The sequence below is a fragment of the Cellvibrio sp. OA-2007 genome (assembly GCF_000953825.1).
GTDB lineage: Bacteria > Pseudomonadota > Gammaproteobacteria > Pseudomonadales > Cellvibrionaceae > Cellvibrio.
On record NZ_BBUL01000088.1, the window covers coordinates 69212 to 93446 of the forward strand.

Below are 24235 nucleotides of genomic sequence, written 5' to 3' on the forward strand. Positions count from 1 at the left end.
AATGGGAATTACCGAATATTACACAATTAACGCTTGCGCGTAGCCTGCCCTTCAAAATCTTTATGCAATTGCTCAAGTGTACGAAATATTCCAACACCTGCCTGATGAGGAATATTGGCGTTGGTAAATGTTGTCTGCCAGTTTTTTAATACATCCAAGGTTTGATCGATATAGTCATTGGGCTTGAGAAATTTATAGTCGCGACATAAGTCGTTGATTATTTTTCGTGTGGGCTTGCCGTGACCACTGAAAGCAGTGCTGTGTTCGCCGCGCGCTTGGGAAAATGTAATGTCGTAAGCGGGGGCGAACACCCATTGGGCTGACTCACCTTTTTGTACCGGCTCATTACAGAGGAATGCGAAATTTTTTGTGTGGTCATCAAAATTATGCGAGAGCGCATTAAAGATCATAAGGCGCGCCATTTTTTCTACTTCGGCTGCGCTTTTTGTTAACACAAACGTTAGTTTTAGCAGGTCACTGTAATCCATGGTCGGCGCTCTGAAATCAGCGTACATGAGCGCGGCCACGGTCATCATGTGCCGTTTCTTATCGCCTTCGCGGTCAAAACGTTGGGTCGCAAAAAAACGTTCGGCCTGCCCATTAGGCATAGATTGTTCGAGCAGAATGGATTCCGCCATTTGAACACCTGCCGCGCGCGCCATTTGCGCGTAAGCATATTCAATGGCTCCCGTTTCAATTGGTTCATCGGTTGCTCTGAATTTAATTATCCAGTGATCGTAACCTGCGGGAATATCACCAAATGCGGAAATGGTTTCTTGTTTATCCAATGAAAGCGCAATTACCGCTTTTGGTCGCGCACCACCCGGCGAGCCACCCGCAATGCGTAATTGCTTTAATACCTCGTTAGTTTCACCGGCATAAACCTGCTGCGATGCCGTAAATAATTCGGCAACACTGAGCGCACCACTTAACTCCGAGTGTTCGGCTTTGGGGTGATAGTCAAACGCGCCCATGCCGCGATCACCTATGTAGGCCAAACGATCCAACATGGTTGCAGTGCGCGCGGTGCCGTCACCAAATGTTGCGTTAAAAAAACGATCCATTAACAATAGCCCCCAACCATCCGGCAGAGAATCCGCAAAAGGGCCGTGCAAACCGTTGAAGGTTTGCAGGTTCGCGGCAAGCTGGGGTTTATCGTCAAACTTCATGGTGATGGGCGATAAATTAAAACCCTGTGCAAGCCAGGTTTTGTCGTACACAAAATAAATACCCTTGCCATCCACTTTATACAATTCGCCTACTGTTGCTCCGGCAATTGAAACCACCAGGCTTTCCGTCGGTTTAAATTTTTGTCGTTTTCCTTGTGTTGTCATTTTGCCCCTCTCTTGCGCCTGGCATTTTTTAATTCAGCAATTGAGCTTGGTTGTTCTGGTTTAAAAAGTGCGGAAATAGGGGCGAGCTGGTCGAGCGCAGCGGCAAGCAGAATCAGAGATTCCAAGGTAATTGAACCACTCACTTCAAAGCGCTTGATGGAGGATTCGGAAACGCCCGACAACTTTGCCAGCGTCTTGCGCGATAAGTTCCTGGCCAGCCGCAACTGTCTGGCGTTTTGCCCCAGGGAGCGCGCAAGCTCAGCAGGTGAATAAAGCATATGCGTTAGTGACACCATATTATCCTAGCGATACCAATTGGTCATATTTGACCAACTATAGCACTTAATATCAAATAATTGGTCTTTTATGACCAATAAAAAATCCCCCGCCAACACTAGTTAACGGGGGATTTTCGGACTTATGCGGTGCGCCGCTTGTTACTTCGCCAAGGCTTCCAGCGCTGTTTTGTTCTCTGTGCTTAGGCTGTGATTGAAGGTCATAACCATTTCTGCCAGCTGCTTTTCTACTTCCGTTGTGGATTCGGTTTCGGTGACAGTTTTCAAAGCCGCAAGATCATCGGCTTTGGCCTGATGTTCAACGTTATGGATTGCTTGGGCAATAGCGCGGGTCGCTTCGCTGTTGGCTTCGTCTTTACTGATCGCAACCAAGGCTGCTTTATGGTCGGCAGAAGGGTAGTGATTCAGTTCGGTAAGAATTTTTGCCATGGTGGCAATCGCGTTGGATTCTGCAAACGTCAGTGGGGAAATAACCAGCAGCATAAACAACGCGATAGCGCTAGCCGATAAGGTAGAGGTTTTATTTTTCATCTTTTCTGGCTCCTATGTAGTTATGTTTGGAAGACTTACCTTTACAAAGGCACGGATTATGACACGACCAACATAAACTAGTTCGTGATACGAGCCGCTGTTCGGGGAGATTCGAAGTAACAGTGCGATGAGGATCTAGGAACCTTACCGGGATTGACGCGGCGCAGGTTGCGCCTGATATTGTTCTGCGGAATGTGTAGTTTTGTTTGCCTCTGCAAACAGGGACTTAATCGACGAAATAGCTAAAAGCAAAAAAGCGAAAGCGCAGAGTTTGTAGGTGAGTTTTACCCAAGAGCGCTTGGCGTGTTTAAACAAGCGGGCGACTACGGCGGCACAAAAAAATGACCAGAGAATAGAGGACACCATAAAGCCAACGAAAAAAATACCGTAGTCCGTGAGGGTGGGATTGCTCACACCTACTGCGCCCATGGCGCTGCCTAGCGCCGCCCAATAAGCAATATTGTGCGGATTAGTGAGCGAAAGAATCATGCCTTTATGCATGGCTTTTTGGGGATCAACCACGCCAGCTCCGCCAATCGCAAATTCCTGACTGGCTGAGCGCCAAGAGTCGCACGCCAACCAGAGCAAATATATTGCCCCAGCTATTCCCACAGGGACGCGCAAAAATTCCAACTGCAATAACAAACCCACACCAATTAAGCCGAGCAATGCCCAAGTGGCGTCACCCACCAGCGAACCCAATTGAACCATCAGCGCCGATTTGAATCCACCGCGAGCACCTTGACGTACCGTTTCCGCAAATACAGCACCGGGAGCGGCATTAAAAATAAGGCCAAGCACAAAAGCAGAAATAAATAATGTGGACATGATGTTTAGGAAGCCTGAACTATTGGATTAATACACATCCCGCAAATACCGTTTATCCATATTTAATTTGCGGATGTAATTCACTGTTTCGGCCTCATCGAATTTGCCGTATTGCTGGATGATATCGCGCAGTGCTTGGTCTACGTCTTTCGCCATACGACTGGCATCGCCGCAGACGCAAAAGTAGGCGCCCTGCTCTAACCACTCCCACAACTCTGCGCCGCGTTCGCGCATGCGATCTTGCACGTAGATTTTTTGTGTTTGATCGCGCGAGAAAGCGAGACTCAATTCATTGAGCACACCGTCTTTTTGGAATTGCTGAAGTTCATCTTGATAATAAAAATCACTCGCCGCGTGTTGCTCGCCAAAGAACAACCAGTTTTTACCTTGATCGCCACGCGCTTGGCGCTCTTGTAAAAAGCCGCGGAAAGGTGCAACGCCAGTGCCTGGGCCGACCATAATTAAGGGCGTATCGCCTTTTTCGGGTACGTGGAAATGTTTGCTTGGCTGCACAAAAATTGGAATATCTACACCGTCGGCACGATCAGCAAGGAAGGTTGATGCAACACCTTTGCGGATTTTTTTGCTATCGCGGAAGCGCGAGTAGCGCACCGCAGATACAGTGAGATCAATGCGATTGGGTTGCGCTTTGCTGCTGGAGGCGATGGAGTACAAACGCGGCTGCAGGCGTTTGAGCAGCGGAATTAATTCATCAACACTGGCGCGAATCGGGAACTCTTGCAGTATGTCTACCAACTGGCGACCGTAGAGCCATTCTTGTAATTCAGCTTTCTGTTCGGCATCGAGCAGTTTTTGTAAATCTTTGCTGTTGCTGCGCTGCGCGATAAAATTTAGCGCTTCCAAACTGGGACGGCAAATTTCATAATTTTCCAGCAGCGCTTGGTGCAAGGGTTTTTCGTGCGTATCTACCACCACCGGCGCCGCCGAATTTAAATTCAGTAATTGCTCCAATTCAAATACATACTCAGGGCAATTTTTTGGCCATACACCCAGTGCATCGCCCGCTTCATAGCTGATACCAGAGTCACCCAGATCAAAACCGAATTGACGCACATCTTTACTTGAACCTTCCGCATTTAAGCGCTGGTTAATCACCAAACGCGAGCCATAGGGATTGGCTTTGCCATAAGCAGCAGATGAAGAAGGTGCAGACGATGTAGTTGATGTCGCAGTCATGGCAGATGGCTGGTTCGCAGCGTTTAAGGGTGCTAGTTGCTCACTGAGCTTAGCAAACCATTGCGCCGCTGGCGCTTCAAAATCTGTATCGCAATCCACTCGCTCCACTAAGGCTTTAGCGCCCAGCACTTGCAAACGGGCAAATAATTTTTTGCCGTGACCGCAGAATTGATCGTAATTGGAATCACCCAATGCCAGAAGGGCAAATTGCAAATCGTTTAATGCGGGTGCGGCGTCGCTATTTAATTGGTTCCAAAAATCACCGCCGCTGTCGGGTGCATCGCCATCACCAAAGGTGCTGGTGACAAATACAGCGAGTTTATTGGCGGCTAATTTTTCAAGTGAATAATCATTCATGCATTTAACATTCACCGCCCAGCCTTGCGCCGATAGTTGCTGCGCAAAATTTTCAGCCAGGGTTTCCGCATTGCCCGTTTGTGATGCCCAAAGCAGCAACAATTCTGGTTTTGCTTGCGCGGCGGAGGCACTCACCCCCATTGCCCCAACACCTATCGGCAGCACACGGCTAAACATGCCGGCGAGCAAACCATTTACCCAGGTGCGATGAGCAGGATTAATTGGTGCATCAGCAGGCAGTGCGGGCACGGCGGAAATTAATTTAGCAGTCGCTTGCAAGCCGCTGATATAACCGCCCAGATAAGTGCGCTCGGCCTCGGAAAAATTCGGTGCTATTGCTTCTACTACACCGATTTTTTCGGCGAAGGTTTTAATCAAGGTCATGCTGGTTTCCTCAGCTACAGCAGCAAAAGCCATAGGGACTTCATAATCGTAATCATGGCTATCGGAATGCTCAGCAGAATCAGACTCCTCTACAAACACTTCGACACGCTTAAGCGCAACCGCAGCGATTTTTAATTCTGGCTGCTGGGAAATCGCATCAATTTTATCGCTGGTGACTGCATTAATGCAGAGGTTATCGCCATAGATATCATTCCAGTGAATCGGCGCAAAACAACAACCGGGTTGCACGCGGTCAGTTACCACAGCGGGCAAAATGGCGTAGCCACGACGCGAGCGAATTTCAACTTTGTCTTTATTGTTGATGCCTAACTCGGCGGCGTCTTGCGGATGAATCTCTACAAACGTGCCGGGGTTTAATTTATTGAGTGTGGCAATTTTTCCGGTTTTGGTGAGCGTGTGCCATTGATGCTGCACGCGGCCAGTATTTAACACCATAGGGAAATCAGCACTGGGCATTTCCGCCGGATCTACATGGGGGCGCGGGTGAAAAATCGCCTTGCCGGAATCGGTCGCAAATTGCAGTTGCGGTTTACTGCCATCTTCCTCAACTTTTAATGGCTGATGAATGCCGTTATTTAAATAGCGAATCGGATTGCGGTTGGAGTTTTCATCGGCGCAGGGCCACTGCAAAGGATCAACACGCAAACGGTCATAACTGACACCGCGCAGATCGTAACCGGTTTTGGGGTTGTAGCTTTGTTTGATTTCATCAAACACGTCGGAGGCAGAGGTAAAATTAAAGCCTTCGCTAAAACCCATCTCCCGCGCTACACGGGCAATAATTTCCCAATCGGCCATAGCCTCACCGGGTGGCTGCACAGCTTCTTGCATCAGGGTGATATTGCGCTCGGAGTTAATCATCACCCCTTCGGCTTCTGCCCACAAAGCGCCGGGCAATAAAATATCGGCGTAGCGATTAGTTTCGGTATCGAGAAAGGCATCTTGCGCGATAACCAATTCCGCTTTTTGCAAACCTTCAATCACGATTTTGCGATTGGGTACGGATGCAACCGGATTAGTGCAAATCACCCAACAAGCTTTTATATCGCCCGCCACCATGCGCTCGAACATATCGACTGTGCCTTTGCCGAGTTTGGTGCTAATGCTGCCCGCTTCCACACCCCACATCTGCTCGATAAATTCGCGATCTTTTTCAACTAATAAGGTGCGCTGACCGGGCAAGCCCGGCCCCATATACCCCATCTCCCGCCCGCCCATAGCATTGGGTTGGCCGGTGAGTGAAAACGGGCCACTGCCGAGGCGGCAAATTTTTCCCGTCGCCAAATGCAGGTTACAAATCGCGTTGGTATTCCAGGTGCCGTGGGTGCTTTGATTTAAACCCATAGTCCAGCAGGTCATAAACTCGGGCGCATTGCCGATCATCTCGGCCGTGTTAATTAATGACTCGACAGAAAGGCCGGTAATTTCACTGACTTTTTCCGGCGTGTAATCCGCCAAAAATTCGGGAAAATTTTCCCAGCCTTGGGTGTGCTGGGCGATAAAATCGGCATCGGTTTTGCCATTTTTATGGAGCAAAAATAACAGGCCGTTTAACAACGCGAGATCGGTGCCGGGTTTGATCGGCAAATAGAGATCGGCTTTATCGGCCGTGGTAGTGCGGCGCGGATCCACCACGATTAATTTGGCACCGGCTTTGACGCGATCCATCATGCGCAGATACAAAATCGGGTGACAGTCGGCCATGTTGGCGCCTATTACCAAAAACAGATCGCTGTGATCAAAATCCTGATAGGAACCGGGTGGCGCATCGGAGCCGAGCGAGAGCTTGTAACCCGCGCCCGCACTCGCCATGCACAGGCGCGAGTTGGATTCGATATTGTTGGTGCGAATAAAGCCTTTGGCGAGTTTGTTGGCGAGGTATTGGGATTCGATCGACATCTGCCCCGAGACGTAAAAACTGATCGCCTCTGGGCCGTATTGGTCGAGAATATCGCGCAAGCGTTTTGCGGTAGTGCTGATTGCCTGGGCTATGGGTGTTTTGACGGGATCGCGGCGGCGCTCACCGCGCACAAACGCCGATTCCATGCGACCAGAGTTAGTGAGCGCTTGGGCGCTGGTCTGGCCTTTGGTACACAGACGGCCAAAATTGGACGGATGGTTTTTATCGCCAGTGACTTTGATGACCTTGGCGCCGTCGGTTTCTAACACCATGCCGCAGCCCACGCCGCAATAGGGGCAAACGGAACGCACGGACTTTTTCACAGCAGAATCTGACATAAGCTAGCAACTCCTCATTGGGAGGGGTTTAGCAAGCGCTATGCCAGTGAACCGAAGTAGCCTGTAATTCCTCGTGCAGTGTTATATCTGCGCCAAGAAAACCACCTAATCATTTGATAAATAAAGGATTTATAATTATTTAACAACAGTAAAACAACATTCATTCCCTATTAGGTTAATCTGCTGCCGCCCTTTTATGCATCACAAGAATGCATATTTAAGCTTATCGGGCACACAATCGCTTTCGATTGGTGCGTTATTGCATTACTGAAACATCCACCTAAAAACACGTGCAGATAAAAACGCACCAAAAACTATCACCCAGAGCCAGCAAAAGCTCTCTAAACTTAACAACCGCCACGCCTTTTACCTTGTTTTAGCCAATACAGCAGCAAAACAGCAAAAAATACCTAAAATCAACTATATTCAATGACATAGTTATAACCAGCAACTCGTTGACGGCGTGCGCATGACCCCAGATCCGGAAATCAGACTACTACTTAAAAAGCTTAACGTGCCAACTGAGGGGCTGGCGCAGTTGAGTTTTTGCGGTGGCAATAAACTCGCGCAGGTCAAACTCTGGTTGCAAAGCTTGCCGTTGACTCAAGCCCAGCAAGTCAGCGCCCAACTTTATACCGCCGTGCATGAGCTCAGCCGTTTGCGCACCAGCAGCGACAACCGGCTGGCCATTCTGGAGTTGCTGCGCGCACCGGTTCATCAAACCCTGAGCGGCCTTGCACTCAAATACTTAAATCAACCCTTGATCCTGCCCGAAGCTGCACTTAAGACCGCGACCGTGGCCCAGGCGATTCAAAAGCACTTTCTGAATAGCTACCTCGCCGTGGTAAAGGAGATTTGCACTCCCCACGCCACCAAGGCGCCTCCCGAGCAACAAGCGCTGGCCATTCATCGCTCACTGACTGCTTTGAGCCTGCTACTACTGCGCGCCTATCAGCTCTACCTGCCGGTCTCCAGCCAAGTGTGGACCGAAATACATGCACTCTATCAACTAGCCTGCGCACTGGAACTGGAACACCTGCCGGTGGAGGACAAACTCCCCCATCAACACGGGATGAGAACAGCTCACCATGTGTATCTGCGCATACTTCTATTGGCGACCGCGCGCCCCAATCAATTGCGTCAGGATGAAATCGAAAGTACCTATAACGTGCTGGAACTACTGGCACCGGGGGCAGAATTAAGCCCCTACAACCCCGGCGGAAAAGAAAACCTGTTTGTGGTGCTAACCGATAGCAACCGCCCGCCGTTTTATAAATCCCACTGGCGCCCGGCCAGCAACCCCGGCGTTGAACCACCGCTGGAGATTCGCACCAGCCCCCTTGTGAGTAAGCTACAAGAACTACAGAGCGGCGGTAACGAAGGTGTAGATGCCAGTGTCAGCCAACGCAATCAACTCAACTTATCGGCAGCCTTGACCAAACACCTGGCACAAGCCTGGAGCCATTTGGCGCTGCGCAGCTTTGAGCGGCAGGATGTCAACGCCGATATCGAGGTCACCGTAGGCCTCACCAACATCCATTTCTATCTGGCCGATGAGCAACCTTTTAACTTGTTTTTAAACCAGAGCAGTGCCGTTGCAGGTGAACCGGCAAAAGGTGCCATCTACCAAAAGCGCGGTGTGCAACTAAAGGCGCCTGAAACCAAAAAAGCCGACGACCCTTGGGGCGATGCGTTTGATATTGTGGGCACCGCGCTGGATGGCCGCGCACTGCCCACACTGGATATTGAAAAGAAGATCAAATCCCAGGAGCAGGGCAGCTATCAGGGGCAACATCCGATTTACAAGGTACCGCTGATGGATCGCAGCCCCGGTGGCTATGGGCTGGAATGGCGCAACGAAATTCCGGTGCAAGTGCGCGCTGGCGAGCTGCTCGGTTTGCGTGAATATGGTCGCAATAAATGGTCTATTGGGGTGGTGCGCTGGGCACATCAGATTAAAGGCGCAACTCAATTGGGGATTCAGATTATCGCCCCCCACGCCATCCCGGTGGGGCTGGCCGCCATTCACAAGACCGGTGGTTTCGCTGAATATTTGCGCGCCCTACAAATCCCTGAGTTGCGCGCCATCAATCAACCGCCCAGCATGATTACCAATGCAATTTCGTTCCACGAGTACAGTAAAGCGCGCCTCTACATCCAAACCCCGGCAGGCGTAAGTAATGAGGGTGGCTCATCTATTCAACTCACCCAGCGATTGTTTGCCACCGGAGCGTTTAGCCAATTTGGCTTTCGCGAACTGGTCACCGCCAAATCTGAAGCAAAAACCAGCAAGGATGATTTTGACTCGGTATGGGAATAAATCGCCCAGACCTTCACTCTACCGCTGAGAACTAGGCCACAAAAGCCTCGACCAGATCGCATAAATAGCATGACAAGTTGAGTGGCCAACTGAATTCAGTAATATAGCCCAACAAGGATTTTTGAAGACCCCCTCCTGCACCAAGGCAAGCGGTTAGCGACACAAGGTAGAGTTTTCGGACTTATCGGCAGCCAGTGCACTGCAAATACAGAAACTAAAAGCCCAAGGTTCGCTAGAACAAGCATACAAACGAACTCGTGCGCCAGAAAACGCGCTATAGTCAAAAACGAGCGAAGCCCTGATCATCGCCTGACTACATAGAAGATATATGACGACTACCGATACTATCCGACTCCTGATTTTGAATAATCAACGCTCCGAAGCCGAGCGTTTGATCAGCATGCTGCACGCCTCCGGCCACCCTTGCCGCGCGCAACATGTCGAGAGTGAAGAAGCACTCGTTAAACTGCTGCAGGAGCAGAGCTGGGATTTGTTGATTGGCCATTACGACACCAGCTCACCCACACCACAGACAGCGATCAAACAAATTCGCCGACTCAATAAAGATGTACCGGTTATCCTGCTCTACGATGTGGACGGAGAAAGCAGCCCTTTTGCCGTAATTGAAGGCCTGCGCATGGGCGCAACCGATGTGGTTGATCTGGATAACGACCAGCATTTATTGCTCGTCATAGACCGCGAACTGGGCAACCGCGAACAGCGTCAGGCGCGCCGTAATACCGACCGCCGCTTTCGCGAAGCCGAGCGCCGCAGCCAACAATTGCTCGACAGCTCGCGCGATGCGATCGCTTTTATTCAGGATGGCCTGTATCTCTACGCCAATGAATCCTTTGCGGAACTGTTTGGCTATCAAGACAAAGACGATATAGAAGCCATGCCGATTATGGATATGGTGGCCGATAAAGATCAGGCCCGTTTGAAGAACTTCCTGAAAGATTTCACCTTCAAAGGTGATGAGGCCGAATCCAGCACTCTCGGTTTTGCCGGCATCACCAAAGACGACAAAGAAACCCATATAGATTTGGAAGTATCACTTGTCACTTACGACGAAGAGCCCTGCATCCAATTCCTTGCCCGCGCCTCGATGAATTCGGCCAACAATGCCAATAACGAGGAGCTGGAAGCCCAGCTTAAACAAATTAAATGGCAGGACTTAGTTACCGGCACCTACAACCGTCAATACCTGCTAAATCAGCTCGACCACATCATCGACACTGTGGATGAAAAACAGTACTACTGCCTCTTTTATATTGAGTTGGATAACTTTAGCGGGCGCGTAAAAGATACCTTCGGCGTTGCCGGTGCCGATCTGGCGCTGATTGATATAGCCACCCTGCTGCGCGCCAAAGCCAATACCAGCGACACCATTGCGCGCTTGGGCGATTCTACCTTTGCCATTATTTCACCCAATGTGAAAGCCGATGCGGCGGTCAACCGCGCCACACAGCTCTGCAAAGATTTGGAAGGTCATATTATCGAGATAGATCACAAAACCCTGCAGATCACCTGCAGCATTGGTATCTCGCTAATCAACGAAACCACCACCAGCACCAACACAGTCATTGAACAAGCGCGAACCGCGATGCTCAAGGTACATGCAGAGAATGGCAACAATGCCATGCTGTTTGAACCTGAAACACCCAAGATAGACCTTAAAATTGACGTTGCCGCAGCCATTCAACACGCATTGGATAACGACCGTTTCCGGCTCTTGTTCCAGCCAATTATCAGCCTGCGCGGCTCCGACGAGGAATACTACGAAGTCTACTTGCGCATGATGGATGAGCAGGGCAACGAAATTTCCCCCAATCACTTTTTGGAGGCAGCTTCGAACATGAGTGCCTGCACCAAAATCGACCGCTGGGTGATTTTGGAGTCCATCAAGATGCTGTCGCAACATCGCGCCAAGGGCAATAAAACCAAACTGATTGTCAATATTGGGCGCCAATCCTTGTGCGATGAATCGCTCATTCCCTGGCTTGCCGTTGCATTTAAAGCCGCCAAGTTGAGCGCCGATTCGATTGTATTCCAGGCTCAGGAAATTGACGTCACCAATCATTTGAATGCTGCTAAACACTTTTCCGAAGGCTTGGGCAAGCTCAAAACCAGTTTTGCGATTAGCAACTTTGGCTGCTCATTGAACCCGTTCAACACCCTAGCCCATGTACCAGCCAATATGATCAAGGTCGATGGTTCCTTCACTACCGACATTCAAAATAACAATGAAAGCCCCGAAACGCTGATTCAGTTAATTGAAAAGCTAAACGGCGAAAACAAAATCACGCTGGTGCCGTTTGTAGAGAATGCGAGCGTGCTTTCCACCCTCTGGCAAGCGGGCGCTCACTATATTCAAGGCCACTATTTGCAAGAGCCAAGCCACGGAATGACGTACGACTTTAATATGGAAAGCTAGTCCAGAGGTGCGGAAACCTTCCGCACCTGGTACGAATTTCCCTCCAGCCGGGTGCGCAAGTTCGACTTTCAAACGCACCAGCACCCGTTTCGTGCATAGATCACAAAAAGTCTTTTCCCGGTTTTTTTATGCTTACTTTTTCCCTTTAAAACCAATAACATAAATACAAACATCACTACAAAATAAGATGTTATCAACCACGCTTAGCCTCTAAATGAACGTCGATTTAACAAAAAATATAAGATAAAAACGAATATTGCCACGCTGAGATGGCAGTTAAATCTACCTCCGAGAACTCGCCAAACCCGATCCATTTGCATCGATAGCATTGCCTATTTCGATCTGGCTACTGCTATGCCATGCATTCAGGGTCACCTCCAACAACACGCTTTAGTAACGGGCTTTTTTGTGTCTGGGCTTAATTAACAATAATGCCCGACGCGCTGGTATATCTGGTGCCTTGCTGCCCGTGAGGAAGCTGCCGAGCAATCGGCATTCATCTTTGAGGAAGAACTATGCGTCGCTTTAACGCCTCAGCGACAGCTCCTCGCCCAGCAGGTGCGCTGACCCGCTCCCTCTGTGCGCTTGGACTGTCACTCGCTCTCTCCGCAGTGTCTCTCCAGACCCAAGCCGCCTGCCAATATCAGGTAACCGGTCAGTGGGGCACAGGCTTTACCGCCACGGTTAAACTCACCAATGAAGGCACCGCTGCCGTCAGCAGTTGGAATCTGGATTGGCAGTATGCAGGCGACAACCGCATCACTGGCGGCTATGACGCCGTATTTAGCGGCACCAATCCCTATACCGTTAAAAACGCCAGCTGGAATGGCACGCTGCAACCCGGCCAAAGCCTGACCTTTGGTTTTCAGGGGACAAAAGGGGCAGCCGCCGCAGAAGTTCCGACACTGACCGGCAACCTGTGTGGCACTACAACTGCCTCATCGGCCAGCTCCACTGTCACGTCGGCCAGTAGCTCTTCGCGCTCCAGCAGCTCAAGCTCGCTAATACCAAGCAGCAGCTCAGCGCCTAGCTCCGTATCTTCGTCTTCATCCTCCAGTGCTCCGGCACCCTGGACACTGAACACCACCGACTCTTACCTCAACTTCGCCACCATTAAAAATACCCACACGCTGGAAGCACATCACTTCACCACCATCAGTGGCGATATCAACAGCGCCGGTGTGGCTACCTTGAACATCGATCTGAACAGCGTCAACACCGGAGTTGCACTGCGCGATCAACGTATGCGCGACCTGCTGTTTGAAACCGCCAGCTACCCCAGCGCGATTGTCACCGTCGCCGTGCCTGCCAACCTGATCAGCAGCCTGGCGATTGGCCAAAGCGCAGCAACCGATATTTCGGCCAGCCTCAATCTGCATGGTGTAACTGGTGCCATCACCACCAAAGTCTCGGTGCAGAAGCTATCTGCCTCCCGCGTGCTCGTGCAAAGCATCGCGCCAGTGCTTATTAAAGCTGGCGATTACTCGCTCACCAATGGTGTTGAAGCCCTCCGCGCGGCAGTGGGAATTGCCTCGATTAGTGTCGCCGTTCCGGTGGACTTTGCGCTCGTCTTTGACGCCCGTTAATTGGATGAAGCATAGAGAGAAACTATTATGAAAAAATTATTGCAACTGTCGCTGCTGTCCACCGGGATCGCCTTCGGGCTTATCGCCCCGGGCACTGCTCTGGCGCAAGGCGCCTGTAGTGTAAATTTCCAAACTGAAAATAACTGGGGTGCAGGCGCCCAGTACAAAGTCACCCTCACCAATACCAGCGCCGCCAAAACCAGCTGGGAACTCTGCTGGACCTATGCCGGTAGCGATACTGTGTCGCAACTGTGGGAGGGTACTTACACCCAAACCGGTAAAAATGTGTGTGTGAAAAATGTCGGTTACAACGGCAATTTAGCCACTAACGGCAGCGTCGCGTTTGGCTTGATTACCACCAATCCCGGCACCACACCTACCGAGTTCACCCTGAACGGTGCCGCCTGTGGCGGTGTCTCTAACAGTAGCTCCAGCGCACCAAGCAGCGCCTCGTCGATTAGCAGTAGCAGCAGTAGCGCTCCTGCGGCAGCGGCTCGCTGGTTGCTCGATGGCACTGCTTCAACACTGCACTTTGTAACTGTGAAAAAGAGTACTGCCGGGGTGGAAACACCGGAGAACATGACCTTTACCCAGCTGCAAGGCACGGTCGCAACCAGTGGTCAGGCAACACTGAGCATTCCACTGGCTAGCATCAGCACGGGCGTGGATATCCGCAATACACGCATGCAGAGCCTGTTGTTTGAGTCCGGCTTTTTGCCCAGCCTGCACTTCACCACTCAACTCGATTTGGCCGCGATTGATGCCATGGCCGTTGGTAGCACCAGTGTGCAGAGTTTGACTGGCAACCTGGTATTGCACGCGATAGTCAAGCCAGTGTCATTTGATGCGCTGATCGTAAAACACGCCAGCAACCGCGTCAGTTTCTCGCCACGCAAACCTATCGCAATCAACTCTACCGATTTCGATATGAATGCCGGTGTAGAAGCCCTGCGCGCAGTGGCGGGTTTGTCTACCATCAGCGAGAGAGTCCCGGTCTACTTCAAGATGTTCCTGACCCGCGACAACCCGACCAATACTCCTGCTATCGCTCTCGCCGCTGCACCTAATGCAGCCCTTGGCCTGAGCGGCAGCATGAGTAACACCACCGGTGTAGCCAGCCTTAACTGGGTCGATGCGAGCAGCAACGAAAGCGGCTTTTTGGTACGCCGTAAAGGCGCCGATGGCCGCTGGGTAACCGCAACCGGTACCGCAGCCAACACAGTCAGCTACCTCGACAGCCTGACTGTAGCAGGCAGCTATGACTACAAAGTGATCAGCTATACCGACAGTATTCCAGCTGCGGCTACCACCCCGATTAGCTTGACCTTTGAACCCACCACCGGCTCATCGGCCAGCAGTATCTCAAGCTCATCCGTAACCTCTACCAGCGCTTCAAGTAAAAGCTCAGCGTCACTCAGCTCTGGCAGTTCCAGCAGCGTTGGCCCAGGCAACTCAGCCCGCGGTGAAATAGTGTGGAGAGAACAATGTGCTGGTTGTCACGGCACCCGCATGACGGTGAGCCTCACGAAATACCCCGAGAACTCCACCGCCTTGCAAACCTACATCGCCGGCAACATGCCCGCGAGCAACCCAAGCGCTTGTGTTGGCCAATGTGCCGCCGATGCAGCTGCCTTGATTATTGCGTGGACCAAGTCACCAAGCGGTCAGCCAGTGAATGATGCCAACGCATTTGCCTGTACCAGCACGACTGCCCAACCGGGCAAACGCACCTTGCGCTTGTTAACCCGCGCGGAATACCAGCGCTCGGTTGGCGATTTAGTGGGCTATACCGACGATGTTATTTCACGCCTGCCAGATGACGCCATTTCCGGTGCCTTCCAAAACAACAACGATTTGTTTGTTGATGCAGGTCGTTACTCCAACTACGTTGCAACTGCCGAGCGTATCGCTGAATCCGTTGCCACTCGTTGGAACTCAGTATTGGCTTGTACACCTTCAACAGCTTGTGCAGATAAGTTGGTAAGTGATTTGGCGCCACGTATTTTCCGTCGCCCATTGACCGCTACCGAACAAACCAGCTACCAAGCGCTAGCGCGCGGCACCACCGGTGGCCGCACCGTGGCAGAAGGCATGACAGTTGCGTTGGCGACTATGTTGTCAGCGCCTCAATACCTGTATCGCTCGGAAGTGGGTGATTTAACCAGCGGCACCACCTACAAGTTAAATGGCTACGAGATGGCAACCTATCTGAGTTATACCTTCACCGGTACGACTCCGAATGCGACCCTGATGGCAGCAGCGGCAAACGGCAATTTGAATACGGTTGCCGGTGTACGCCAACAAGCCGCTACCCTGCTGAACTCAGCCACTACCAAAATATTGCTGGGCCAGCTAGTGAACCGTTGGTTGGGAACAGAAACTCTGCCAACCCAAGCCAAAGTAGGCGTAGCCAATTTTGCCACCTTGGCAAACGACATGAAGGCCGAGCTGAGCAAAAACTTCTCTGCCGCCATGCTGGAGCCAAGCTCTACCTTTGCGACCCTGTACAACCCCACCTTCACTCACGTGAATCAGCGTTTGGCCTCCCACTATGGTCTGGCTTACAGCGGCACAGCGGACGCCGATGGCTTTGTGCGCGTCAACACCAGTGACCGCGGCGGTATCTTAACCTCGGGGGCATTTATGTCGCGCTATGCGCGGGATAACGATGCCAACCTGGTGACTCGTGCGGTAGCCGTGCGTCGCAAGATGATGTGTCAGGACATTCCTGAGCCACCATCAGGCACCTCGTTGGATCGCGATGCATTAGGTGCAGCGCACGCCGCGTTCCTGGCTGCGCCAACCACCACTGAGCGTATGGCGGTGGCGAAGATTACCGAAAATCAACCTTGCTCCAACTGTCACCTGGAAATCATCAACCCATTGGGTGGTGGTATGGAGAACTTCGATGCAACCGGCCGAGTTCGCTCTACCGATTTGCGCGGAAACCCGATTGATGCGCGAGCGACTTTCTTCTCGCCCTATCAAAAACTGCAATTCGCCAACGACCCGAATCGGGTGATTTATTCACCTGAAATCAGCTTTAACGGCGCCAAAGATCTGGCTCGCCTGATGGTTGAACAACCACTGGTATCCCAGCAGGCGAAAACCTGTTTGGCGACCCAACTGGTTAGCTTCAGCAGCGGTGTAGCGACTACTTTCCTGATCGACCGGGACGCGACTCGTGAAGTGCCCTACAACATGTCACTCGAAGAGCGCAGTGCTTATCGCTGCAATATCGAGAAGCTGACCAATGTGCTGAACACTAGCGGCCCACGCGCGATGCTGCAGGAAATTCCGGCATTGGATTCAGTGATCTACCGGCAGGAGTGGGCGCGCTAAGGCGCGCTCCATTCTCCCAGTTAACGAATTGGAGTCAAAAAAATGAGATCTAAAGATTGTTTTGATCAAGAGCGCCGGAACTTCCTGCGTGTTGTACAACGCTCGGGTATCGCCATGGGCACCATTCAAGCGTCCAGCCTGCTCGCCGGTGTGATGATGGCGCGGGTAGCAGAAGCGCAATCCGGAACCGCCACCAAACACGTTTCGGTGTTTATGCCCGGCGGCTGCACCCCTGCCAAATGGGTTCCAACAGGCGCCACCTTACCCATCCAATCTGCGCCGCTGCAGAGCCATTATTCTGCTGGTCGGGTTGCCTTAATCTCCAACGCCACCATGTTCCAGGGCGGCCATGGGGTGATGTTTTGTCGCTTCAATGAAGCGAATCCATGGGGTAAACAGAGCATCGACGTCAACCTCGGCAAGGTATTGAGTGCTAACTCAAACTCACCGGTTAAGTGGCTAAACCTGGGTACTACCGGCGGATCTGAATTGTCGCGCGACAGCGCAGGCATTCCGACTATCACTAGCCCCGCAGCTGCATTGGATATTTTGTTTGCGGGTGGCGGTGGCGGCACGGGTACCGGTACTGTTCCACCGCGTAAATCATTGGTCGATTACCACGCAACTGCGATCAATGATTTGAAAGCTAAATTGGGCCAGCACGAGTTGCAAAAACTGGATAGTCATTTAAGTGCGATTAGAGAGTTAGAGTCCAAGATCGTCACTACCGGTGGCAGTACTGGTTCCTGTCCGCGCCCACCCGAGAGTGCGGTAGTTGGCTTTGATGCGACATCGCGGGTGATGAGTGAAATCGCCGTACTGGCATTGAAATGTAACCTGACCTCGTCGGTATCTCTGGCCTTTGGCGATGACCAACATAACCACGTGCTTGATGGCGCCATGATCGTTGACACCACCGGTGCTCATCGCCCACGTCCATCACACGACTCACACCACAACCAGGGCAATCCCAACTACGCGGGTTACTACGATAACGACGTGCGCTACTACATGTCGCTGACTGCGCAGTTGCTGGATAAGTTGCAGGCGGAAAATCTGTTGACCTCTACCATAGTCACCCAGGTATCAGACATGGGTAACGTAGATGCACACAGCGGCAGCAACTGTCCAATGCTGGTGGCGGGTGCTGGAGTTAAAGGCGGCAAAGTCGTTAATGCCGGTGGCGCTGGTCAAACGGCACTGTTCCAAACCGTTGGTTTAGCGCTGCAAGCAAATCAGGGCGCAAATGGAAGTTTGTACCGCAGCTGGGGTTCACAAACTATTGCTGGGATATTTTAGTAGCTGGAGTTAAGCGCATAAAAAACCCGGCGCAAACCTACTGCCAGTCAGATAAGTAAATCATCGTCACTCCCGCTCGCGGGAGTCCAGTTTTAGATCTTGAAACCTATGGATCCCCGCTCGCGGGGATGACGCTCTGATAAATATATTTTGCTTAACTGAAGAGCATGACGGTGTACGCCGGGCTTTCTCTCCCGCGCTGCGATGCTACACAAAAAACTAAAAAATTCGCTTTCAAAAAAAGGTTTCTATTATGAAAACTTTAATCGTCTACGCTCATTTACTTGCCGCTTGTGTTGCTATCGGTATTTTGCTGATACAGGATTTAGCCTTGGCTAAAACGCGCGGAAAGGCACTTCCGGCAGCGGCGATCAAAGACCTGACCAAATCAGCCAGCATTATGTTTATTGCGTTGATCGCGCTGTGGATTAGCGGACTCTCATTAGTGCTGATCGGCTATTTAGATAACCCGGCGCAGTATTTAATGAACGAAAAACTCTGGGCCAAATTTACCGTAGTAGCGGTATTAACATTGAATGGTATTGCACTGCATTATTTCAGTTTCCCCCGCGTTACCTGCGCACGCGGATTCTTGTCGGTACCGGGTTTTGAACAAATATTGGTAGTCTTAACCGGTGCAATTTCATCTGTATCCTGGCTGTTCGCCTGCTATCTCGGCATTGCGCGCCCATGGAATTACACCGCAGATTACAGCTACATCATGTTCATCTACAGCGGTTTGCTTATCTGCGCCATTATCGTCGCCGGAGAAGCCCTGCGCTCCATGCGCCGCGACGACTCTCCCCTACTTACCGAACAGGCGTCATTAAATCGCCCGCAAAAATGTGAGTAATTATTATTAAATAATCGGCAGGGAAAAATAACGCTGAATAGCAAATGAACTTTAAGCGAACACCGGCGGGGTTCGCTTTTTTATTGTTTCGACGAACGAATAGCAGGTACGGGTGATGGGCGCCCCAAATAATATCCCTGCATAGAGACGATCCCTAACTTAAGTAACTTATCAAACTGCGCTGCGGACTCGACCCCTTCCACCACTACTTTCAAACCCATTTTCTGTGCAATTAACATTGCGCTTTCGATGATCACCAAGCCTTGCTTGTCGAGCTGCGCAGTAAACGAGCGATCAATTTTAATTCCCGTAACGGGAAATTCATGCAGGCGCGAAAGCGATGAATAACCAGTACCAAAGTCATCAATATAAACCTCAACTCCAAAACTGCGCAGCTGTGTTACGGTTTCCAAGGTCGTATCTAAATGCGCCTCACCAAATAAACTCTCAGTCACTTCCAAAATCAATGCATCCGGTGGGAACGCGGTCTCCTGCAAAATACTAATTACACGCGCCGAAAAATTTTGCGCAAGCAACTGCTTGATAGAGACATTGATCGCCAACTTAATCGCGGAGTCTTGCTGGCGCCACTCACGCGCCTTACTGCAGGATTGATATAAAACCCAATCACCTAGCGCGATAATACGATCAGTCTCTTCCGCCAAATAGATAAATTCACATGGGTCTATCACCCCCAAGGAGGGATGATGCCAGCGCGACAACACCTCCAAGGTTTCAACCTCATTAGTGAGCGCATTAACGATGGGTTGATAAGCAAGTGTTAATTCATTTTGTTTAATAGCGTCAGATAAAGCACGACCAAGATCAAAACGCCGCTTCTGGGTCTCAGCATAAATATCGTTATAAATGAGACTATTTCCGCGACCATTGCGCTTCACTTCTGCAACCGTTAAATCGGCTGCATGAATAATATCTTGAAAATTTATCGCATCGGTCGGGAAGTACGCCATGCCAACACTCAGGCCAACACCCAGTGATTCATCGCGAATACAAAGCGGGGCGATCGCAGCATCTATAAGCTGTCTTGCCAGTGTTTCAGCACGCTCACGCGTATTATCGGCCTGCGCAGTAACCAATAAAAATTCATCGCCTCCCCAACGCGCGAGAATAGCATCATCAGGACAAACCTCGTTAAAACGATAGGCAATCATACGCAGCACCTGATCGCCAACTTCATGCCCTAAAGCATCATTAATTTGTTTAAATCGATCTAAATCCAGAAATAGAATGGCGGCTTCTTGTGGGTTATCGGCATGCAGTTTTTTCTCCATCCAATCAATTAACCCAAGCCGATTAGGTAAGCCGGTCAGTGCATCATTGTGTGCAATGCGCTCAAGCGCACTGGTTCGCTGTTGAACACGCAACTCAAGCTCTGCATTTAAATGTTGCAAATTATTAATCAGTTGTTTGTTTTCCATTTGCAGCGTCAAGCTTTTTAACAGCACATAATGATTATTTCGGTGACTGATAATCATTGCGACCCAAAAAACCAACCCCAGCACAGAGAATACCCAGTGTTCGCTAGCCACCCAATAAATAATCACCGAGGTAAATAACAACAAAATTGTGATGTAAATTCGGCCCGCATATTTCAACGGCGCGGTGATACCTGTAGCGCCACCAGCCAATGCAGAGATAATGACTATGACAGTAAATTTTGCCTCTGAGGTAGCCAATTGAAAGGTGATAAAAACCATTGCCACCCATATCAAAGCGGCAGAGTGAAGCCCCAAAGTATAAAGCAACACCCAGCCACCCACCTTAGCCTGCTCACGACTCTCATTTGCACAATAGCGCTGAAAGAAAAACCAGCACAACAATCGCAACCCGCTTAGCACAAACACCAATGCCAACCAAACCTGAAGATAGCTAACGCCATCGGCATATAATAAAAATGCCACTCCGAGCGTAGCGGCAATATTTACACCGAGCATGGCGGGAAGATTTTGGTAGGCCAAAGCCGCAAGCTGCATCTCGACCAATGTATGCTGATCGGTAGCACGGCGATTAGGAAATGCTTGAGCTTTCTGTGTGAACATTATGGGGTTCTAAGCACGTGAAGCACCCGTAAAGGCATGTAGTAATAGAAAACGGCTGTTTTAAGCTTAGCGCAGTTTTTGTCTATCGCGCGCTAATTAAGGTTAGCGCGCAGGGAGAAAATCAAACGATATAGAGATGGGGCGCATTCGCCCCTATCAAAAGCAGGAGTAACAGGCAACAAACTTACAGCAAATTATCCCTTTCCCTAAAGCCCAACAAATACAAAATCGCATCCAACCCCAAGTTGGAAATGTTGTGTTCCGCCGAGGCTTTTACTAACGGTTTTGCGCGGAAGGCGACGCCGAGGCCGGCGACGCTGAGCATGGGTAAATCATTGGCGCCATCGCCGACGGCGATGACTTGCTCCAGCGCAATGCCCTCTTGTTTGGCGAGCATAGCAAGCAGTTCAGCTTTGCGTTGGCCATCGACGACTATGCCTTTTACTTCGCCAGTGACTTTGCCATCGACAATATCCAACTCGTTGGCGTAGACGTAATCGATACCGAGTTTATTTTGCAGGTAGCGACCAAAATAATTAAATCCGCCGGATAAAATTGCGGTTTTGTAACCGAGTTTTTTGAGCGATGAAATTAATTTTTCCGCGCCTTCGGTGATGCGCAATTGATCGGCGATACCGGCGAGCACCGATTCATCCAACCCTTTCAGCAGTGCCATGCGGCGCGCGAAACTTTGTTTGAAATCCAATTCGCCGCGCATCGCCGCTTCGGTAATTTCAGATACTTGCTCGCCCACTCCAGCGGCTTTGGCCAGTTCGTCAATCACTTCAGCTTCAATCAGGGTTGAATCCATATCGAAACAGACCAGGCGGCGATTGCGGCGATAAACCGTGTCGCGCTGGAATGCGACATCGATATTCAACCGCGCCGACAACTCCATAAAATCGGCGCGCAGTGCAGTCAAATCGGCGGGCGAACCGCGCATAGAAAATTCCACGCAGGCGCTGCCCTGATTTGCGTCGCTAATCGCCAAATCAGCAAGCGGTACACGGCCAGATAAACGGCTCACTGTGTCGATATTTAAACCGTGTTGGGAGGTGATCCCGGTCAATTCGGCAATCATCGCCGCATCAATCTGGCGCGCAATCAAGGTCACTATGTGGCGAGTTTTGCCCTGCTGCTCAGCCCAATGCTCGTAGCTGTCGGGGGCGATGGTTTGAAAACGCACCTGAATACTAAATGGCTCGGTGGCTTGTTGGATTTGGTCGAGCAGTTGTATGCGCGCTTCGGCAGCAATACGCAACTCCACTAAAATGCCCAGCGCGAGGGTATCGTGAATCACCGCCTGGCCTATATCCAACACGCGGGCGCCGCAGCGGGCAAGCACATTGGTGATGGCATGAGTGACACCGGGCTGATCCTGACCCGACGCGTTAATCAATAAAAGTTCGTTCACAGAGCCTCTCTACTGTCTGTAGGCTTTAGGGGGAGCCAGCCAAATAGATCACTTGATGGTGTAAGCTGGGGCGATTGCGCAAGGCGCGCATTCTACCCCAAGTCGCCAATGCACGCTAAGCCAAAGCTGTTAGTCCCACCACTAGGAGTCGGTGGAGCGCCGACTTAGCAGGCGCAAGCAACTTAGGCTAGAATGCGATTCCACACGACACTCGCGCTTGCGCGCTTACTTGGGCGCATAATTTACTTCGGCGCATAATTAAGAGTGCCGTAACACTGACCCTGGCAGGAACTGGGGTTGAACCATGAACGCAACACCCAGAGCACGGACTTAACCAAAAAATGGCATTGATCAACACCTATCGCAGCTACCCACAACTCAGCCTTTGCAGCCTGTTACTGATCGCCCTCGGCGCTTTTGGCGCTTGGGCATATATCTACAACAGCGAACACAACCAGCGCGAGCAAATCGGCCACTACGGGCAAGTACTCGCCAACAGCGCCGCGCGCCAAGCAGTGAACGCGACCTTGCAGCAAGATCTGGTCAGCCTGCAGGCGATCCTATTGGAAGTTGGCCAATACCCTAATGTGATTGGTGCGACCATCCACAATGTGGAAAATAAATTGTTGGTGCAGAGCGGTTTTAAACCGAATCAGGAAATTACCGGGCACCGCTACAGTTTTTCTGCGCCTATCGCGCTGCACAATAATGTCGCGGGTTATTTGGAGGTTACTCTTGATGTTCCGCTTCACTCCGAGCGCGACTATCGCTTTTTTATGCTGTGGATGGCGGCGATATTTTGCTCCCTGCTGGTGATTTGGTGGTCAATCCAGCGTCAGTGGTGGTCGCAGTTAAAAGATAAGTTGCCCACCGCGAGTGAAATAGTCACCGCCGTAGTAGAAAAAATGCCGACCATTGAAGATGTGCCAGAGCCAGAGCCGGACTTACCTAAACAAGTGTCGGTGCGGTTGAGTTTAAACATTGTAAATATGGGCAAACTCTACCAACAATTAAACAGCGAAAGTTTTGCCAATGTGTTGCGCCGCTTTGAAAAACAATTGCAGGGCGTGTTGAATTTGTACAGCGGTGAACGGCAAATGTTATCAGGTGAGACATTGATTATCGATTTCACCGGCGAAGCATTTTATGAATGCAGCTTCCGCGCCGTGTGCGCCGCGCAACTATTAAATAGCCTCACCAGCCAAAGCCCCAGCCCGCGTTTGCATTTAGCCGCTGCGGTGCATGAATTATCGGCACCAGTGAGTTCCAATAAATCGCTGCTGAAAGATTTTGTGGTGCAACACAACAATCATTTAAAACCCGATAAAGGCGAAATTTTAATTAGCCAACGCTTGATAGACCACGAGCTGCAGGAACATTTAGAAATCGTCAGCGACAGCGGCAAACTGGTGGGATTAAAAGCCCCCTATGCAGCGCTGCTGGCAAAACAGGAAGAACAACTGGTGGGGGCAACTGTCTCTAGTTAAAAACTGTCATCATCCCCCCAAGCGCACCAAATTACTCAGGGAGTCGTCATCCTCGCGTAGCGGGGATCCATAGGTCTTAAAACAAAGTCAAAAACTGGACTCCCGCACGCGGGAGTGACGACGGAGAGATAACTCCCGGAAGTGGGAGCGACGATGGAGAGATAACTCCCGGAAGTGGGAGTGACAACAGTTAGATTGCGCGAGAGTAACGGCTGACACACAATGAACTTCGGCCAGCCACTGTCACACACCCG

14 protein-coding genes are annotated in these 24235 nt (G+C 50.8%); 7 read left to right on the top strand and 7 right to left on the bottom strand.

Features of this window, described 5'->3' with window-relative positions:
- Positions 1 to 26: 26 nt before the first annotated feature.
- The 5 genes from AWU77_RS09610 to AWU77_RS09630 form a co-directional block, all read right to left on the bottom strand.
- Positions 27 to 1334, bottom strand: a complete 1308-nt coding sequence (locus AWU77_RS09610) for a type II toxin-antitoxin system HipA family toxin (RefSeq protein ID WP_062062364.1) — start codon at positions 1332 to 1334, stop codon at positions 27 to 29.
- Positions 1331 to 1627, bottom strand: coding sequence for a helix-turn-helix domain-containing protein (locus AWU77_RS09615; protein WP_062062599.1), 297 nt, complete (start codon positions 1625 to 1627; stop codon positions 1331 to 1333). The genes AWU77_RS09610 and AWU77_RS09615 overlap by 4 nt, the downstream gene beginning before the upstream one ends.
- Before the next feature lie 144 nt (positions 1628 to 1771).
- The gene (locus AWU77_RS09620) at positions 1772 to 2161 is read right to left on the bottom strand and encodes a hypothetical protein (protein WP_062062367.1); all 390 of its coding nucleotides are present in this window, start codon (positions 2159 to 2161) and stop codon (positions 1772 to 1774) included.
- A gap of 144 nt (positions 2162 to 2305) precedes the next feature.
- Positions 2306 to 2989: a LysE family transporter gene (locus tag AWU77_RS09625; protein ID WP_062062370.1), complete on the bottom strand. Its 684-nt coding sequence runs from the start codon at positions 2987 to 2989 to the stop codon at positions 2306 to 2308.
- 27 nt (positions 2990 to 3016) lie between these two features.
- A complete protein-coding gene (locus AWU77_RS09630) occupies positions 3017 to 7186 on the bottom strand; it encodes a bifunctional nitrate reductase/sulfite reductase flavoprotein subunit alpha (RefSeq protein WP_062062373.1) in 4170 nt (1389 codons plus the stop codon).
- 469 nt (positions 7187 to 7655) lie between these two features.
- On the opposite strand from AWU77_RS09630, the gene AWU77_RS09635 reads away from it, so the two are divergent.
- The 6 genes from AWU77_RS09635 to AWU77_RS09660 all read left to right on the top strand — a co-directional run bounded on the left by AWU77_RS09635 (position 7656) and on the right by AWU77_RS09660 (position 19020).
- A complete protein-coding gene (locus AWU77_RS09635; RefSeq protein ID WP_062062377.1) occupies positions 7656 to 9506 on the top strand; it encodes a hypothetical protein in 1851 nt (616 codons plus the stop codon).
- Positions 9507 to 9834: 328 nt separating this feature from the next.
- The gene (locus tag AWU77_RS09640; RefSeq protein WP_062062380.1) at positions 9835 to 11940 is read left to right on the top strand and encodes an EAL domain-containing protein; all 2106 of its coding nucleotides are present in this window, start codon (positions 9835 to 9837) and stop codon (positions 11938 to 11940) included.
- Positions 11941 to 12455: 515 nt separating this feature from the next.
- Positions 12456 to 13526, top strand: a complete 1071-nt coding sequence (locus AWU77_RS09645; RefSeq protein WP_062062383.1) for a cellulose binding domain-containing protein — start codon at positions 12456 to 12458, stop codon at positions 13524 to 13526.
- A 27-nt stretch (positions 13527 to 13553) separates the two neighbouring features.
- The gene (locus AWU77_RS09650; protein WP_062062386.1) at positions 13554 to 16868 is read left to right on the top strand and encodes a DUF1592 domain-containing protein; all 3315 of its coding nucleotides are present in this window, start codon (positions 13554 to 13556) and stop codon (positions 16866 to 16868) included.
- Positions 16869 to 16910: 42 nt separating this feature from the next.
- On the top strand, positions 16911 to 18167 hold the full coding sequence (locus tag AWU77_RS09655; RefSeq protein ID WP_062062389.1) for a DUF1552 domain-containing protein: 1257 nt from the start codon (positions 16911 to 16913) through the stop codon (positions 18165 to 18167).
- 253 nt (positions 18168 to 18420) lie between these two features.
- Positions 18421 to 19020, top strand: a complete 600-nt coding sequence (locus AWU77_RS09660; RefSeq protein WP_062062392.1) for a DUF2214 family protein — start codon at positions 18421 to 18423, stop codon at positions 19018 to 19020.
- An 80-nt stretch (positions 19021 to 19100) separates the two neighbouring features.
- Here the strand turns inward: AWU77_RS09660 and AWU77_RS09665 are convergent, their stop codons facing one another.
- Both AWU77_RS09665 and serB read right to left on the bottom strand, forming a co-directional pair.
- Positions 19101 to 21080, bottom strand: a complete 1980-nt coding sequence (locus tag AWU77_RS09665) for a bifunctional diguanylate cyclase/phosphodiesterase (RefSeq protein WP_062062395.1) — start codon at positions 21078 to 21080, stop codon at positions 19101 to 19103.
- 184 nt (positions 21081 to 21264) lie between these two features.
- The gene (gene serB, locus AWU77_RS09670) at positions 21265 to 22494 is read right to left on the bottom strand and encodes a phosphoserine phosphatase SerB (protein ID WP_062062398.1); all 1230 of its coding nucleotides are present in this window, start codon (positions 22492 to 22494) and stop codon (positions 21265 to 21267) included.
- Between the two features lie 341 nt (positions 22495 to 22835).
- Here serB and AWU77_RS09675 point away from each other — a divergent pair, with 341 nt between their 5' ends.
- On the top strand, positions 22836 to 23981 hold the full coding sequence (locus AWU77_RS09675) for a hypothetical protein (protein ID WP_062062401.1): 1146 nt from the start codon (positions 22836 to 22838) through the stop codon (positions 23979 to 23981).
- Positions 23982 to 24235 lie beyond the last annotated feature (254 nt).

Coding starts and splice junctions, on each gene's coding strand:
- AWU77_RS09610 (WP_062062364.1), bottom strand. CDS start 1,334: ATGACAACACAAGGAAAACGACAAAAATTTAAACCGACGGAAAGCCTG.
- AWU77_RS09620 (WP_062062367.1), bottom strand. CDS start 2,161: ATGAAAAATAAAACCTCTACCTTATCGGCTAGCGCTATCGCGTTGTTT.
- AWU77_RS09625 (WP_062062370.1), bottom strand. CDS start 2,989: ATGTCCACATTATTTATTTCTGCTTTTGTGCTTGGCCTTATTTTTAAT.
- AWU77_RS09630 (WP_062062373.1), bottom strand. CDS start 7,186: ATGTCAGATTCTGCTGTGAAAAAGTCCGTGCGTTCCGTTTGCCCCTAT.
- AWU77_RS09635 (WP_062062377.1), top strand. CDS start 7,656: ATGACCCCAGATCCGGAAATCAGACTACTACTTAAAAAGCTTAACGTG.
- AWU77_RS09640 (WP_062062380.1), top strand. CDS start 9,835: ATGACGACTACCGATACTATCCGACTCCTGATTTTGAATAATCAACGC.
- AWU77_RS09645 (WP_062062383.1), top strand. CDS start 12,456: ATGCGTCGCTTTAACGCCTCAGCGACAGCTCCTCGCCCAGCAGGTGCG.
- AWU77_RS09650 (WP_062062386.1), top strand. CDS start 13,554: ATGAAAAAATTATTGCAACTGTCGCTGCTGTCCACCGGGATCGCCTTC.
- AWU77_RS09655 (WP_062062389.1), top strand. CDS start 16,911: ATGAGATCTAAAGATTGTTTTGATCAAGAGCGCCGGAACTTCCTGCGT.
- AWU77_RS09660 (WP_062062392.1), top strand. CDS start 18,421: ATGAAAACTTTAATCGTCTACGCTCATTTACTTGCCGCTTGTGTTGCT.
- AWU77_RS09665 (WP_062062395.1), bottom strand. CDS start 21,080: ATGTTCACACAGAAAGCTCAAGCATTTCCTAATCGCCGTGCTACCGAT.
- AWU77_RS09675 (WP_062062401.1), top strand. CDS start 22,836: ATGGCATTGATCAACACCTATCGCAGCTACCCACAACTCAGCCTTTGC.